This is a genomic window from Streptomyces sp. RLA012 (genome assembly GCF_056270325.1).
Genome location: NZ_JBWDPA010000002.1, coordinates 9,366,505 through 9,380,559, shown reverse-complemented (window position 1 = coordinate 9,380,559; position 14,055 = coordinate 9,366,505). Strand labels below are relative to the sequence as shown.

Below are 14,055 nucleotides of genomic sequence, written 5' to 3'. Positions count from 1 at the left end.
CACCGTCCAGGACCAGCCGTTGAGCCTCCTCCCGGACCAGCCGCCGCATCTCGCCCAGGACCGTCAGTTCCTCACCCAGGACCGCCCGTTGAACCCGCTCGGCGAGCACGCGCACGCGTGGACCCCCAAGAAGGCGCGCGCCCGGTTCCGTTCGGGCGTGTCGGGTCCGACGGCCGGCCTCGCCGCGGGGCACACCCAGGCCAACCTGATCTCGGTGCCCGCCGACTGGGCCTACGAGATGCTGCTGTTCTGCCAGCGCAATCCGCAGCCCTGCCCGGTCCTCGACGTCACCGACGCCGGCTCCTGGACCACCCCGCTCGCCGAGGGCGCGGACCTGCGCACCGATCTGCCGCGCTACCGGGTGTGGGAGCACGGCGAGCTGGTCGACGAGCCCACGGACGTGGTCGACCGCTGGCGCGACGACCTGGTGTCCTTCCTCATCGGCTGCAGCTTCACCTTCGAGTGGGCCCTGACCGAGGCGGGCGTCCCGATGCGCCACATCGAGCAGGGCCGCAATGTCTCCATGTACGTGACCGGACGCCCCTGCCGTCCGGCCGGGCGGCTGCACGGCCCCATGGTCGTGTCGATGCGCCCGATCCCGCCCGAGCACCTGGCCACGGCGATCAGGGAGAGCAGCCTCATGCCCGCCGTGCACGGCAGCCCGGTGCACTGCGGGGAACCCTCGGGCCTGGGGATCGGGAATCTCGCGCGCCCCGACTTCGGCGACGCCGTGGTGGCCGAGCCGGACGACATCCCGGTGTTCTGGGCCTGCGGGGTGACACCGCAGGCGGCCGTCATGGCGTCCCGCCCGCCCTTCGCGATCACCCACGCACCGGGCCAGATGTTCCTCACCGACGCCCGGGACGAGCAGTACCGCGTGGTGTGAGGCGGCCCGGAACCGCCTTCAGCGGCCTTGAACAGCACCAAGCGGCTTGCACGGCGCCAAGTGGCTTGCACAGCACCAAGCGGCTCGCGCAGCACCAAGTGGCTTTGCCCAGCGCCAGAAGGAGAGACTGCACGTCATGACCCCCATCGACCTCAACGCCGACCTCGGCGAGGGCTTCGGCCGCTGGCGGCTGACCGACGACGAACAGCTGCTGTCCGTCGTCACCAGCGCCAATGTGGCCTGCGGCTTCCACGCCGGGGACGCGACCACCATGCGGCGGGTGTGCGAGCTGGCCGCCGAGCGGGGTGTACGGATCGGCGCCCAGGTCTCCTACCGCGACCTGGCGGGTTTCGGGCGGCGCGCGATGGACGTGCCGCCCGACGAACTGGCGGCCGAAGTGGCCTACCAGATCGGCGCCCTGGAGGTCTTCGCGCGCGCGGCGGGCGCCTGTGTGTCGTACGTGAAGCCGCACGGCGCGCTCTACAACCGCGTCGTGCACGACGAGGAGCAGGCGGCGGCGGTCGTCGAGGGCGTGCTGCTGGCGGACGCCGCCCTGCCCGTCCTCGGTCTGCCGTCGTCCCGTCTCCTGAAGCTCGCGGAGCAGGCCGGACTGCCCACCGCCACCGAGGCGTTCGCGGACCGCGCCTACACCGACCAGGGCACCCTGGTGCCCCGCACCCAGGCGGGCGCGGTGATCACGGACGCCGAGGCGGTGGTCGAACGCTCGCTCGGCCTGGCCCACTTCGGAGTGGTCACGTCGCACTCCGGGGAGCGCGTCCCGGTCCGCGCCCGGTCCCTGTGCCTGCACGGGGACACCCCGGGCGCGGTGGACCTGGCCCGTCGGGTCCGCGCCCGTCTGGAGTCCTCGGGCGTCCGCGTGGAAGCGTTCGTATGAGGGCGCTTCCGGCCGCCGACGGCATGACGGCGTCTCCTGTCGGCGCCACCATGAGAGTGCTGCCCGTCGGCGACCGCGCCCTGCTCGTCGAGGTCTCCTCGGGAGAGGCGGCCCAGGCCCTGCACGCCGAACTGCTGCGCCGCCGCGCGGAGGGCTCCCTGTCCGTCCGGGAGATCGTCCCCGCGGCCCGCACGGTGCTCCTGGACGGCCTGGACGAACCCGGGCGACTGGCGGCACAACTCCCCACCTGGGAAGTCCCGCCGCCCGCCGCGCGAACGGAGGGGGCGATCGAGATCCCCGTACGGTACGACGGTCCCGACCTGACGGACGTCGCGGCGCTGTGGGGGGTGCCGGAGCACGAGGTGCCGAAGATCCACTCGGCGGCCGAATTCCGTGTCGCCTTCTGCGGGTTCGCGCCCGGCTTCGGCTACCTCACAGGGCTGCCGTCCCGCTACGACGTTCCGCGCCGGGCGACTCCGCGGACGGCTGTTCCGGAGGGTTCCGTGGCGCTCGCGGGCCCGTACACGGGCGTGTACCCGCGCTCGTCACCGGGCGGCTGGCAGCTGATCGGCACGACCGACGCGGTGCTGTGGGACCACGCGCGCGTGCCCGCCGCGCTGCTCGCCCCGGGGACGCGGGTCCGGTTCGTACCGGCGGGGTGCTCATGACCGACCGGGCCCTCGCCGTCGTCCGGGCCGGGGCTCTGACCACCGTGCAGGACCGTGGCCGCCCCGGCCACGCCCATCTCGGCGTTCCCCGCTCCGGCGCGCTGGACGCGCCCGCGGCGGCGCTGGCCAACCGCCTCGTCGGCAACCCCGTGGCGGCAGCCGTCCTGGAGACGACCCTCAACGGCTGTGGCCTGCGTCCGCGTTCGGTGATCACGGTGGCCGTCACGGGCGCGCCCTGCCCGGTCACGGTGGACGGCCGTCCGGCGCCCTGGGGAGCGCCCGTACGTGTCCCGGCCGGAGCCTTGCTGGACGTCGGCCCCGCGCACGCCGGAGTGCGCAGCTATGTGGCGGTGTCCGGCGGAGTGGCCGTGGACCCGGTCCTGGGCAGCCGCTCCACCGACCTCCTCTCGGGCCTGGGCCCGCCGCCCCTCGCGGACGGCACGGTGCTGCCCCTGGGGTGCCCCGACGGCGTCCACGCGCGCGTGGACGTGGTTCCGCACCCGGGGCCGCCCTCGGAGCTGGTCCTGCGCGTGACACCGGGCCCGCGCGACGACTGGTTCACGGACTCGGCCCTGCGCACCCTGGCGGCGAGCACCTACCGGGTGTCCTCCGCGAGCAACCGCATAGGGCTGCGTACGGAAGGGCCCTCACTGGAGAGGGCCGTTTCCGGCGAACTCCCCAGTGAGGGCATGGTGCTGGGCGCCGTTCAGGTGCCGCCCGACGGCAGACCGGTCGTCTTCCTCGCCGACCATCCGACCACCGGGGGGTACCCGGTGATCGCGGTGGCCCGCGCGGCCGACCTTCCCGCGGCCGCTCAGGCGGTCCCGGGCACGCCGGTCCGGTTCATGGTCGTACGCCGTCGTTGAACGAGCCCACTCCCCCGGGCGCCGTCATGCCGCGTCCGGCTGTTCCACCGCCGAGAGCGCGGCCAGCGCGGACGCCACGGCGTGCGAGGCACTGAGGTCGAGCCGGGCGCTGGTGCCGCGTGCCCGGTGGCGTACCTCGGCCGCGGCCAGGGTGAGCAGCTGCGGCAGCAGGTCGGTGCACCGCCGGGCCACCCACCCCGTGCCCGCGGTGGCCAGCCACCACAGGCCGGCCGACCGCGTGGGCGCGGGGAACTCGGGCTCGGCCGAGGGCGCCGCCCCGGTGGCGATGCCCTCCTGGGCGAGCAGCGCGTGGAAGCGCAGGGCGAGTTGCCGGTGCCCCCGCTCCCCCGGGTGCAGACGGTCCGCGCTCCACATCGCCCGGTCCGTCAGCCAGGCGCCCTCCGCCGCGTGCAGATGCACGGCTTCGTAGCGCTCGGACAGGGCGTGCACGACCGTGTTGACGGCCCGTTGCCGCCGGGCCAGCGGCCGGGCCAGCGCGCCCGGCAGCCCGAGCATCGCGCCGGGGTCCGGCAGACAGGCGGTCAGCAGGACGGCGTCCTGGCCGCGGAACGCCGCGTACACCTGGTCGAGCCGAGCGGCCACGGCATGGATGTCGAAGGTGCACCGCAGGGTGTCGTTCACCCCGATCACCACGGACACCACGTCCGGGCGCAGGGCCAGGGCCTCCGGTGTCTGCCGTTCCAGGACATCGCGGGTCTGGGCGCCGCTCACCGCCAGGTTGGTGAACTCCACGAACCCGTCGAGGCCGTCGGAGGGACCGTCGGACAGCCCCTTGGACAGCCCCCTGAACACCCCGTCGGACAGCCCGTCCGCGAGCAGCGCGGCCCAGCCCCGCCAGGCCTCGCCGACCGGGTCGCCCACGCCCTCGGTGAGCGAGTCCCCGAGGGCCACGAACCGGAGGGGTCTCATCCGACGCCCTCCTGGAGGCGGGGCCGGGTCTCGACCACCGCGTCGTGCGCGGCGAGGAAGGCCTCCACGGCGGTGTCCCAGCCGAAACACTCCGCACGCGCGCGTGCCGCTTCCCTGCGTGCGGTCTCGGGGCGCCCCAGGAGCAGCCGCACCGCGTCCGCGAAGGAGTCCCCGCTGTCCGCGGCCGTGGCCCCGGCGGCCCCGACCACTTCCGGAAGGGCCGAAATCGCGCTGGCCACCACGGGCGTGCCGCAGGCCATCGCCTCCAGGGCGGCCAGCCCGAACGTCTCCGCGGGCCCCGGTGCCAGGCACACGTCGGCGGAGGCCTGCAGCGCGCCGAGCAGGCCGCGGTCGGCGACATGCCCGAGGAAGGTCACCGGCAGCCTCCGTTCCCGGGCCCGCTGTTCGAGGCGGGCCCGCAGCGGCCCGTCCCCGGCGACGACGAGCACGGCCCGCACGCCACGCCGCAGGAGCGCCTCCAGGGCGTCCAGCGCCGTACCGGGCCGCTTCTCGACGGACAGCCGGGAGCACATCACGAGCAGCACCTGGTCCCCGCGCGCGTACCGGTCGCGTACCCCGGAATCGCGCAGCCCGGGGTGCCGGCCGACCAGATCGACGCCCAGCGGTGCCCGTACGACATTGCGGGCCCCGATGCGCACGAACTCCCGCTCCGCGAACTCCGTGGTGCACACGACCCGTGCGTAGGTGTGTGCCGTGCGGATGTTGAGGGCGTCGGAGGCCCTGCGGGCCATTCCCTCGGGCAGCCCCCAGGTCCGCAGCACACCGTCGGCGGTCTCGTGGGAGACCATGACCGCGGGCACCCGGGCCCGCCGTGCCCACACCCCGGTCCAGCGCAGGGTGGTCCGGTCGGAGACCTCCAGCCGGTCGGGCGCGAGGGACTCCAGGACGCGGGCCACGCGCCGCTTGTCCGTCAGGACCCGGTAGCCGCCGGTCCCGGGCAGCAGCGGCCCGGGCAGCGTGATCACCCGGCCCTGCTCGGTCTCGCGGTCGCTCGCGCGCTCGCCGGGGACGATGAGCACCGGCTCGTGCCCGGCGCTCCGGTAGCCGGCGCCGAGCTCCCGCAGCGCGGTGCGCAGGCCACCGGAGGCGGGGGCCACGAAGTTGGCAAGCCGTACGATGCGCAGGCTCATGCCGCCACCACCGTCCGCGCGGAGAGCACGTCGGCGTAGTGGTCGATGAGCTGGTCGCCGACGGCCGCCCAGGTGCGGCCCTCGACGGTGGCCCGCGCGGCGGCCCCGTAGGAGGCCCGCAGCGCCGGATCGGCCGCCAGCGTCCACACCGCGTCGCGTACGGCGGCTCCGTCGCGCGGCGGCACCAGCAGCCCCGTACGGCCGTGTGCCACCAGGTCCAGCGGTCCGCCCGCGGCGGGCGCCACGACCGGCACACCGCTGGCCATGGCCTCCTGCACGGTCTGACAGAAGGTCTCGAAGGGGCCGGTGTGCGCGAAGATGTCCAAGGAAGCGAAGATCCGGGCGAGTTCGTCGCCGGTGCGACGGCCGAGGAAGACGGCGCCGGGAAGCGCCTCGCGCAGGGTCGTCTCGCTGGGCCCGTCGCCCACGATCACGACCCGTACGCCGTCCAGGCCGCAGGCTCCGGCGAGCAGTTCGACCTGCTTCTCGGGGGCGAGCCGGCCGACGTAGCCGACGATCAGCTCGCCGTTCGGCGCCAGTTCGCGCCGGAGGGCCTCGTCCCGGTGTTCGGGGCGGAAACGGACGGTGTCCACGCCACGCGGCCACAGCCGCACCCGGGGCACACCGTGTGCCTCCAGGTCCTGCAGGGCCGCACTGGACGGGGCCAGCGTCCGGTCTGCGGCGGCGTGGACGGAACGTATGCGCCGCCAGGCCGTGCCTTCGCCGGCACCCACGTACGTACGGGCATATCCGGCGAGGTCGGTCTGGTAGACGGCGACGGCGGGGACGCCGAGCCGGGCGGCGGCCGCCATGCCGCGGACGCCGAGGATGAAGGGACTGGCCAGGTGGACGATGTCGGCGCGGTGTTCGGTGATCGCCGCGGCGACACGTCGGCTGGGGAGGGCGACGCGGACCTGGGGGTAGCCGGGGAGCGGTAGGGAGGGGACACGGACGACAGGGCACGGCGCGAGGGCGTCGGGCCCGTGCCCGGCGGCGGTTGCCGGGGCGACGACGAGGGGAGCGTGACCGCGATCGACGAGGTGCCGGGCGGTCTGGAGCGCGCAGTGGGCCACGCCGTTCACATCGGGGGGAAAGGATTCGGTCACGATGACGACACGCATACCCGTGTTGTCGCCGCGCTGGACGTGGCCGCGTCAACGTGGATCTTTCCTGCCGGGAAACGCCCCATGAGCGTTGTACTGCACGCTTTTCCAGGTCAGCCCGCGGCCATGCCTTACTGACCCCCGAGTCACTTCATGTTCATACAGCGGGTGCGTCGGGCCCTATGCGGCTGCGTACGGCTGTCTGGACCTCCGCCTCCTCGGCCGGATCCGCCGCCAGCCGGCGCAGCTGATCGACGACCCGCGCGTCACCGGTTTCGGCGTGCCGTGCGGCCACCTCACGGGTCGACTCCTCGCAGTCCCACAGGCACTCGACGGCGAAGCCGGCGGGGAAGGAGGGGTCGGTGGCGGCGAGGGCCCGGGCGGCTCGACCGCGCAAATGGGACGAGGCGGTTTCGCGGTAGACATGACGCAGCACGGGGGCGGCGCAGACGATGCCGAGCCGCCCGGCTCCGTCGACGAGGGTCCACAGCGTGGGCGCGTCGGGGCCCTCGCCGCGTACGGCTTCGCGCAGCGCGCCCAGGACCAGTTCGCTGTCCTTGGTGCCGCCCCGGCAGGCGAGCATCCGTCCCGCGGCGGCGCCGAGGGCGTCGGGCCGGTGCGCCCAGCCACGCGCCCGGTCGACGGCGGCGACACTGCGCATCCGTTCGAAGGCGTCGACGGCGGCGTCCATGACCGCCGTGGTGCCGTCGGTCACCGCCGCCTCGATCAGGCCGAGGGCGTCGGGATCATTGCTGTCGGCGAGATAGCGCAAGGCGGTACAGCGGGCTCCGTCACCGCCGCCCCGGGCCGCCTCGACGATCTCCGGCCGGTCCTCGGGGCCCGCGACGGCCGTGAGACAGCGCGCGGCCGGCACATGGAGTGCGGCTCCCCGGTCGAGGCCCTGCTGGGCCCACTCGAACACGGCCCGCACGCTCCATCCCGGACGGGGTCCGGTGGGGCGCAGTTGCCGCTGCCATCGGTCGAAGGAGCCCTGTTCCTGGGCGGCACGCACGCGCGTGCCGATGGACGGGCGGGGATCGTCGGCCCACAGCCGCCAGGGCCGGGGTTCGAAGGCGTCCCGTACGTGGGCGGCGAGGGCGGCCTCGCCCTCCGGGTCTGCCGGGAAACGGGCGAGCACGGGTGCGGCGAGGGCGCGCAGGCCCGCGTCGTCGTCGCGCAGGGCCAGCTCGTCCAGCGCCCAGGCCCAGTTGGTGCCCGAGGCGGCATAGCCGCGCAGCAGTTCCAGGGCGTCCCGCCGGCCGTACGAGGCGAGGTGGCCGAGGACCGCGAGGGCGAGCCCCGTGCGTGACTCGCAGTCGTCGAGGACGTCCTCGGCGTCGAAGAGGTGCCGCTCGATCTCGTCGAGCTCGCCGCTCAGATCGAGGTAGAGACGGGCGTAGTACAGAGAGCGGTTCTCCACCTGCCAGTCGTGGCGGGGGTCCCTCAGCACACAGTGGTTCAGTGCCGCGAGCGCTTCGGCGCGCGGTGCGGTGAGCGCGTGCAGCGTGCCGTCGCCGCGGCCCCTCTGGAGCAGGCCGAGCAGCGTACCGCTGGGCGCTATGACCGGATCGAACATGGGAAACAGCCTCACATCAAGCGTCGACGCAACCGGGATCCTGCATTACCTGGCCGCGTGACAACACGTCGGAGCGCCCGCCGTTTCTTGCTTGCTGTAGACCATCTTCCTCTGCCTCTCGTCGGTGGCCCATGCGGGCCGCATCACGGCCCGCGCGGTGCGGCAACACCTGCCCAGCCATCGCGTCCGTGAATCACGACGTCATGATGACTCGGCAGTTCTTCTTGCCGCGACCGTATTTCCGGCGGCCCCGTACCGCCTCCCCCGTTTTTCGTGTTCTGGCTGGTCAGCGTGTTCGGATCAGTGTGCGCCAAACAATTCGAGCAGTTCCGTCTTGCCGAACATACGCGCGGTGTCCACGGCCGAGGGAGTGCCCGCGGCCGGGTCGGCGCCGCCGTCCAGGAGCGCTCGGATGACCGCCTCCTCGCCCTTGAAGACGGCCCCGGCGAGCGGGGTCTGGCCTCGGTCGTTGATGCGGTCGGCCTCGGCGCCGCGCTCCAGCAGGGCGCGTACCGCCTCGGCGTGACCGTGGTACGCGGCGAGCATCACGAGCGAGTCGCCGCGGTCGTTGGTGAGGTTGGCCGGAACGCCCGCGTCGACGTATGCCACGAGCGCCTCGGTCTCGCCTCGGCGCGCCAGATCGAAGATCTTGGTCGCCAGCTCCACGACTTCGGGGTCGGGGGCTTCACTCATCGGCCGGACCACCTCTCACAAGAACAAGGACGACGACAACGACGTCACGGGGGACTGCGGGAGCGTACGACAGCCGGTGGGCCGTCATGCGCAGGCCCGAACGACGGCTGGATGCGCGGCCGTACGGGTGAATCGTCAGCGTACTGGCTCCGGCGGCACATGACCGGCGCCCGCCGAGGCAAAGATCACCCCGGGCCGCACAAGAGGCAACAGGAGGCGACAGACCTGCTCAGGCGGCCCGGCCGGCTCCACCGATCGAGTGAAATCCACCAAATTTCACCCACTTGCACCTTTTATCGTATGGATACATCCTGTGATCCTGGAACAACTCATGGTGACCGTCCCCACGAACCAGGAGAACTCAAATGATTCTGTCCATGTCAGGTGTGGTCCTGCTCGGCGTCGTCGTCTTTCTCTTCTTCCGCAAGGACGGCCTCAAGGCGTCGCACTGCCTGGTGTCGACCTTGTTCGGCTTCTACCTGGCCAGCACGGCCATCGCCCCGAGCATCAAGGCAGGCGGCGAGAGCCTGGCGAGCCTCCTCGGCGGCATCAAGTTCTGACCCCGCCCCTCCCGTCCGTACGCACCTTCAGGAGACAGCAGTGGCCCGGCGCCCTCTCCCCCGCATCCTCAGCACCGGCACCGCGCAGATCGCCCGAGGCCGGGAGCTGGCCCGGACGGCGGCCGACAGCGCCACCGACGTTCTCCACCCACTGATCACGGTCACCCGTGGACTGCGTCGGCTGGCAGGTGCCGGATGGCGCAAGTGGGCCGACACCCCCAAGGACGGGCGCGGGCCGCTGCTGTTCCTTGTGGCCTCGGTGATCCTGGTCGTGGCACTGGTGCCGTACGGACCGCTGCTCGCCGCCATCACCCTGATGGCGGCGGCAGGGTGGACGGGCCGTGGCCACGCCTCGTCGGAGCCCGCCGGCCCCGACGAGGCGCAGATCCAGCGCCTCCAGTCGCTCTACGAGGCCCTCGTCCCCTACTTCTCGGCGGCCGAGGACCCGGAACCCCTCTACGCCCACGGGGGCGACTGGGCGAAGGCCTTCCCCACCCATGACTTCGACGGCGACGGACGCGTGTCCCGGCTCCTCGTCCGCTACCCGGCGTACTTCAAGGACGGTGAGGCGGAGTCCCGCGCCCGGATCGAACAGCTTCTGCACGCCAAGTCGGGCCGCGGCCGCGAGTACCACTTCGACTGGCACGAGGAGGCCAACGAACTCACCGTCACCGTCCTCCCGCCGCTGCCCACCGACATCGCCGCCCAGCGCTTCGTCACCGCCCCCGGCGAGACGGTCCTCGGCTTCACCGACCCCGCCGACGTCCAGCGCACCCTCCCCCTCACCCACGGTGAGGAGCAGCGTGACGTTCCCCCGGTCGTCTGGCGCACCGGCATCCGCTCGACGGAACCGCATCTGCTGGTCGCGGGCGGGCCGGGCAGCGGTACCACCACCCTGCTGCGCTCCATCGCCCTCCAGGCCCTTCAGTACGGCGATGTCGTCATCGTCGAGGGCGGCGGCACCGGCGAGTACGCGTGTCTGACCGGCCGGGAGGGTGTCCTCGCCGTCGAATCCGGCCTGGGCGGGGCGCTCGCGAGTCTGGAGTGGGCCACGCACGAGACGGAGCGGCGGCTGATCGCGGCGAACCGTGCGCGGCAGGCGGGGCATCCCGCCCCCGACGACACCAAGAACCCGCTGTGGATCCTGCTCGACCGGCCCAGCGCGCTCGGCCACTTCGCCGCCGCCGACGGCCGCAACGATCCCCAGTCCCTCCTTCAGGTCCCGCTCCGCCACGGGCGCGCGGCGGGCGTCACGGTCGTCATCGCCGAGCAGTTCGACGACCTGGACGCGCTGAGCGATGCCGTACGCCAGCACACCCGCGCGCGCGTGGTCCTGGGGCCCGCGTCCTCCGCCCAGCTCGAAGCCGTGCTGGGGGCGCCGCCGCACACCACTCCGACCCGGGATGTGCCGCCGGGCCGCGGGTACGCCCGGCTGGGCGCCGGTCCCGTGCTGCGGCTTCAGGTTCCGGCCACGCCGGATCCCTACGACGACGCGACGAGCGAGGCCCATCGGCGGGCGGTGCTCGCCCTGCTGCCGGAGCGGACCACTCCGGCCGACGCGGCACCACTGCCGGCGGAGGCAGCCGTGGCAGAGGGCTGAGCCCGGAATCGCGGGCCGGGGCACGGCTTTCAGGGGCGCGGCCCCCGGGAGGCTGAGGCTAAGCCACGAACGTACGGGGAGCCTCGCTTCCCGTACTCGCCCCCGTTTCCACCAGCCGCGCCGCCGCGGCCAACCGCGCCACCGCCTCGTCAGCCACCGCACCCCCCACCGTGAACGGCAACCGCACATACCCCTCGAAGGCCCCGTCCACCCCGAACCGCGGCCCGGACGGCACCCGCACCCCCACCCGCTCCCCCGCCTCCGCGAGCCGCGACCCGGACAGCCCACCGGTCCGCACCCACAGCGTCAGCCCGCCCCGCGGAACGGAGAACTCCCAGTCGGGCAGCTCACGGCGGAGGGCGGCGACGAGTGCCTCCCTGTTCTCCCGGGCCTGCTCGCGCCGGATCTCCACGGCCTGCTCCCAACCCCCGGTGCTGAACAGCCAGTTCACGGCCAGCTGCTCCAGCACGGGGGTACCGAGGTCGGCGTACGCGCGCGCGGCGACAAGGCTGCGGATCACCTCGGGGGCCGCACGCACCCACCCGATCCGCATCCCCGCCCAGAACGCCTTGCTGGCCGAGCCGACGGTGATGACCGTGGAGCCCGCGGGGTCGAAGCCGCACATGGGACGCGGCATCTCCAGCCCCTCCTCCAGATACAGCTGGATCATCGTCTCGTCGACCACCAGGACGGTCCCCGCCGACCGCGCCGCGTCCACCAGGCGACGCCGCTGGTCCTCGTCCGCGAGGGCCCCCGTCGGGTTGTGGAAGTCGGCGACGACATAGGCGAGCCGGGGCGCGGCGTCCCGCAGCACCTGGCGCCAGCGGTCCATGTCCCACCCGGCGAGCCCTTCGGCCATGGCGACGGGGACGAGCCGGGCGCCGGCCTCGCGCATCAGCTGGAGGATGTTGGCGTAGGAGGGCGACTCGACGGCGATGCGTTCGCCGCGCCCGGCGAAGAGATGACAGATCGCGTCGATCGCGCCCATCGCGCCCGTCGTCACCATGATCTGCTCGGGCATGGTCGGGATGCCGCGTGCGGTGTACCCCTCGGCGATCATCGCGCGCAGCGCGGGCAGCCCCGCCGGATAGTCCCCGTGCGTGTGCGCGTACGGCGGCAGTTCCTCCAGGGCGCCCTGCACGGCCCGGGTGAGCCAGGGCTCCGGCGCGGGGAGCGACGCACAGCCCAGGTCGATCACGGAGCCGAGGGCCTCCGGCGGCAGCGGTTCCAGACCGCGCGCGGGCAGCGGGTTCCCGGCGGGGACGGCGGTCCAGCTGCCCGCTCCCCTGCGGGACTCCAGGAACCCTTCGCCGCGCAGCGCCTCGTAGGCCGCGGCGACCGTCGTACGGCTGACGGACAGGGACAGTGCGAGCTCCCGCTCGGCGGGCAGCCGCGCGGCGACCGGAACCCGGCCTTCGAGCACGAGCAGCCGGATGCCGTCGGCGAGCGCGCGATAGGCGGGCGGGCGGCGGGTGCCGGGCCCCGCGGGGCGCTCCTGCTGGGAGTTGAGCAGCCGGGCGAGCTGCGCGGCACCTACCGCCGAAGTCCACTGCGTCATGATTCCCAGTCCACCTTCCTCGGATTGGCCTTGGATGGCGCCTCCTACCAAGCCACAGAATGACACGAGACAGTCCACTGGCACCACCACGGATCACCATCACAGGGGGAACCTCTTGTCCACGCGCGCAGACTCCACGGCCTCCACGGGTACGGAGGCCGCGCGGCGGCTCCCGCGTCGCCTCGTCCAGCTGTACGTCGGCCTCGCCCTGTACGGCGCGAGTTCGGCCCTGCTGGTGGAGTCGGGCCTCGGTCTGGAGCCCTGGAACGTGCTGCACCAGGGGCTCGCCGAGCTGACCGGCCTGACGATCGGCGAGGTCTCGATCGTCGTGGGCGCGGCGGTGCTGCTCCTGTGGATCCCGCTGCGCCAGCGCCCGGGCCTGGGCACGGTCTCGAACGTGTTCGTGGTCGGCATCGCGATGGACGGCACCCTCGCCCTGGCACCGGACGCACACACCCTGGCGGTACGGATTCCGCTGCTGCTCGCGGGCATCGTGCTGAACGGCGTGGCGACGGGCCTGTACATCTCGGCCGCCTTCGGCCCGGGTCCCCGCGACGGTCTGATGACGGGGCTGCACCGGCGCACGGGACGCTCGATCCGGCTGGTGCGCACGGTCCTGGAGGTGGCGGTCGTCGCGACCGGGTTCGCGCTCGGCGGCACGGTCGGCATCGGCACGGTGCTGTACGCCGTCGCGATCGGACCGCTCGCCCAGCTCTTCCTGCGCATGTTCGCCGTCCGCCCGGCACCGGGCGGCAGCACCGTCGTTGCCGTCGGTCAACCGGAGCGCGCGATACTTCCAGGGTGAGCCCGCGCATACGTCACCCGTACCTCGACCACCCCGGCCCGATCGCCTTCGCCCACCGGGGCGGTGCGGCGGACGGTCTGGAGAACACCGTCGCCCAGTTCCGACGCGCGGTGGAGGCGGGTTACCGCTACATCGAGACGGATGTGCACGCGACGTCGGACGGCAGGCTCGTCGCCTTCCACGACGCGACCCTGGACCGGGTGACGGACGGCGCGGGCCGGATCGCGGACCTCCCCTGGAACGACGTGCGCCACGCGCGCGTGGCGGGCAAGGAACCCGTCCCCCTCTTCGAGGAGCTTCTCGAAACCTTCCCCGACGTGCGCTGGAACGTCGACGTCAAGGCCGAACCCGCACTGCACCCGCTGCTGAACCTCATCGGCCGCACCGACGCCTGGGACCGTGTCTGCGTCGGCTCGTTCTCCGAAGCGCGGGTCTTCCGCGCCCAGCGCCTGGCCGGACCTCGCCTGGCCACCTCGTACGGCACCAAGGGTGTCGTGGGGCTGCGGCTGCGCTCGTACGGCATCCCGGCCGCGCTGCGCGACTCGGCGGTCGCCGCCCAGGTGCCCGAGTCCCAGTCGGGGGTTCCGGTGGTCGACCGGCGCTTCGTCCGCGCCGCCCACGCGCGCGGCCTGCAGGTCCACGTCTGGACGGTCAACGAACCCGATCGGATGCACCGGCTCCTGGACCTGGGAGTCGATGGCATCATGACCGATCACATCGACACGCTGCGCAGGGTCCTGGAGGACCGGGGCACCTGGGTCTGA

Annotated in this window: 14 protein-coding genes; 8 read left to right on the top strand and 6 right to left on the bottom strand. The window is 73.3% G+C overall.

Going from position 1 to position 14,055, the window contains the following annotated elements; translation table 11 throughout:
• Positions 1-19: 19 nt before the first annotated feature.
• The 4 genes from RV986_RS42720 (at position 20) to RV986_RS42705 (ending at position 3,315) form a co-directional block, all read left to right on the top strand.
• Positions 20-886: a putative hydro-lyase gene (locus RV986_RS42720; protein WP_475924640.1), complete on the top strand. Its 867-nt coding sequence runs from the start codon at positions 20-22 to the stop codon at positions 884-886.
• 136 nt (positions 887-1,022) lie between these two features.
• Positions 1,023-1,781: a LamB/YcsF family protein gene (locus RV986_RS42715; RefSeq protein WP_475922523.1), complete on the top strand. Its 759-nt coding sequence runs from the start codon at positions 1,023-1,025 to the stop codon at positions 1,779-1,781.
• A 50-nt stretch (positions 1,782-1,831) separates the two neighbouring features.
• A complete protein-coding gene (locus tag RV986_RS42710) occupies positions 1,832-2,449 on the top strand; it encodes a 5-oxoprolinase subunit B family protein (RefSeq protein ID WP_475924639.1) in 618 nt (205 codons plus the stop codon).
• Positions 2,446-3,315, top strand: a complete 870-nt coding sequence (locus RV986_RS42705; RefSeq protein ID WP_475922522.1) for a 5-oxoprolinase subunit C family protein — start codon at positions 2,446-2,448, stop codon at positions 3,313-3,315. The genes RV986_RS42710 and RV986_RS42705 overlap by 4 nt, the downstream gene beginning before the upstream one ends.
• Positions 3,316-3,339: 24 nt before the next feature.
• On the opposite strand, the gene RV986_RS42700 is transcribed toward RV986_RS42705, so the two are convergent.
• The 5 genes from RV986_RS42700 to RV986_RS42680 form a co-directional block, all read right to left on the bottom strand.
• On the bottom strand, positions 3,340-4,245 hold the full coding sequence (locus RV986_RS42700) for an SGNH/GDSL hydrolase family protein (RefSeq protein ID WP_475922521.1): 906 nt from the start codon (positions 4,243-4,245) through the stop codon (positions 3,340-3,342).
• Positions 4,242-5,396 (bottom strand): glycosyltransferase, encoded by a 1,155-nt coding sequence (locus tag RV986_RS42695; RefSeq protein ID WP_475922520.1) that lies wholly within the window; start codon positions 5,394-5,396, stop codon positions 4,242-4,244. Before RV986_RS42695 ends, RV986_RS42700 begins: the two co-directional genes overlap by 4 nt.
• Positions 5,393-6,517: a glycosyltransferase family 4 protein gene (locus tag RV986_RS42690; RefSeq protein WP_475922519.1), complete on the bottom strand. Its 1,125-nt coding sequence runs from the start codon at positions 6,515-6,517 to the stop codon at positions 5,393-5,395. The genes RV986_RS42695 and RV986_RS42690 overlap by 4 nt, the downstream gene beginning before the upstream one ends.
• Positions 6,518-6,656: 139 nt before the next feature.
• The gene (locus tag RV986_RS42685; protein ID WP_475922518.1) at positions 6,657-8,075 is read right to left on the bottom strand and encodes a HEAT repeat domain-containing protein; all 1,419 of its coding nucleotides are present in this window, start codon (positions 8,073-8,075) and stop codon (positions 6,657-6,659) included.
• 300 nt (positions 8,076-8,375) lie between these two features.
• Positions 8,376-8,768: an ankyrin repeat domain-containing protein gene (locus RV986_RS42680; RefSeq protein WP_329370514.1), complete on the bottom strand. Its 393-nt coding sequence runs from the start codon at positions 8,766-8,768 to the stop codon at positions 8,376-8,378.
• Between the two features lie 365 nt (positions 8,769-9,133).
• On the opposite strand from RV986_RS42680, the gene RV986_RS42675 reads away from it, so the two are divergent.
• Positions 9,134-9,328 (top strand): hypothetical protein, encoded by a 195-nt coding sequence (locus tag RV986_RS42675; RefSeq protein WP_189188106.1) that lies wholly within the window; start codon positions 9,134-9,136, stop codon positions 9,326-9,328.
• A gap of 40 nt (positions 9,329-9,368) precedes the next feature.
• Positions 9,369-10,928 carry a P-loop NTPase family protein gene (locus RV986_RS42670; RefSeq protein ID WP_475922517.1) on the top strand — a complete coding sequence of 520 codons (1,560 nt, stop codon included), beginning with the start codon at positions 9,369-9,371 and terminating at the stop codon, positions 10,926-10,928.
• Between the two features lie 58 nt (positions 10,929-10,986).
• Here the strand turns inward: RV986_RS42670 and RV986_RS42665 are convergent, their stop codons facing one another.
• Positions 10,987-12,486, bottom strand: a complete 1,500-nt coding sequence (locus tag RV986_RS42665; RefSeq protein ID WP_475922516.1) for an SCO1417 family PLP biosynthesis transcription factor — start codon at positions 12,484-12,486, stop codon at positions 10,987-10,989.
• Positions 12,487-12,601: 115 nt separating this feature from the next.
• Between RV986_RS42665 and yczE the strand changes: the two genes are divergently transcribed.
• Both yczE and RV986_RS42655 read left to right on the top strand, forming a co-directional pair.
• A complete protein-coding gene (gene yczE, locus RV986_RS42660) occupies positions 12,602-13,291 on the top strand; it encodes a membrane protein YczE (protein WP_475922515.1) in 690 nt (229 codons plus the stop codon).
• On the top strand, positions 13,288-14,055 hold the full coding sequence (locus RV986_RS42655) for a glycerophosphodiester phosphodiesterase family protein (RefSeq protein ID WP_475922514.1): 768 nt from the start codon (positions 13,288-13,290) through the stop codon (positions 14,053-14,055). The genes yczE and RV986_RS42655 overlap by 4 nt, the downstream gene beginning before the upstream one ends.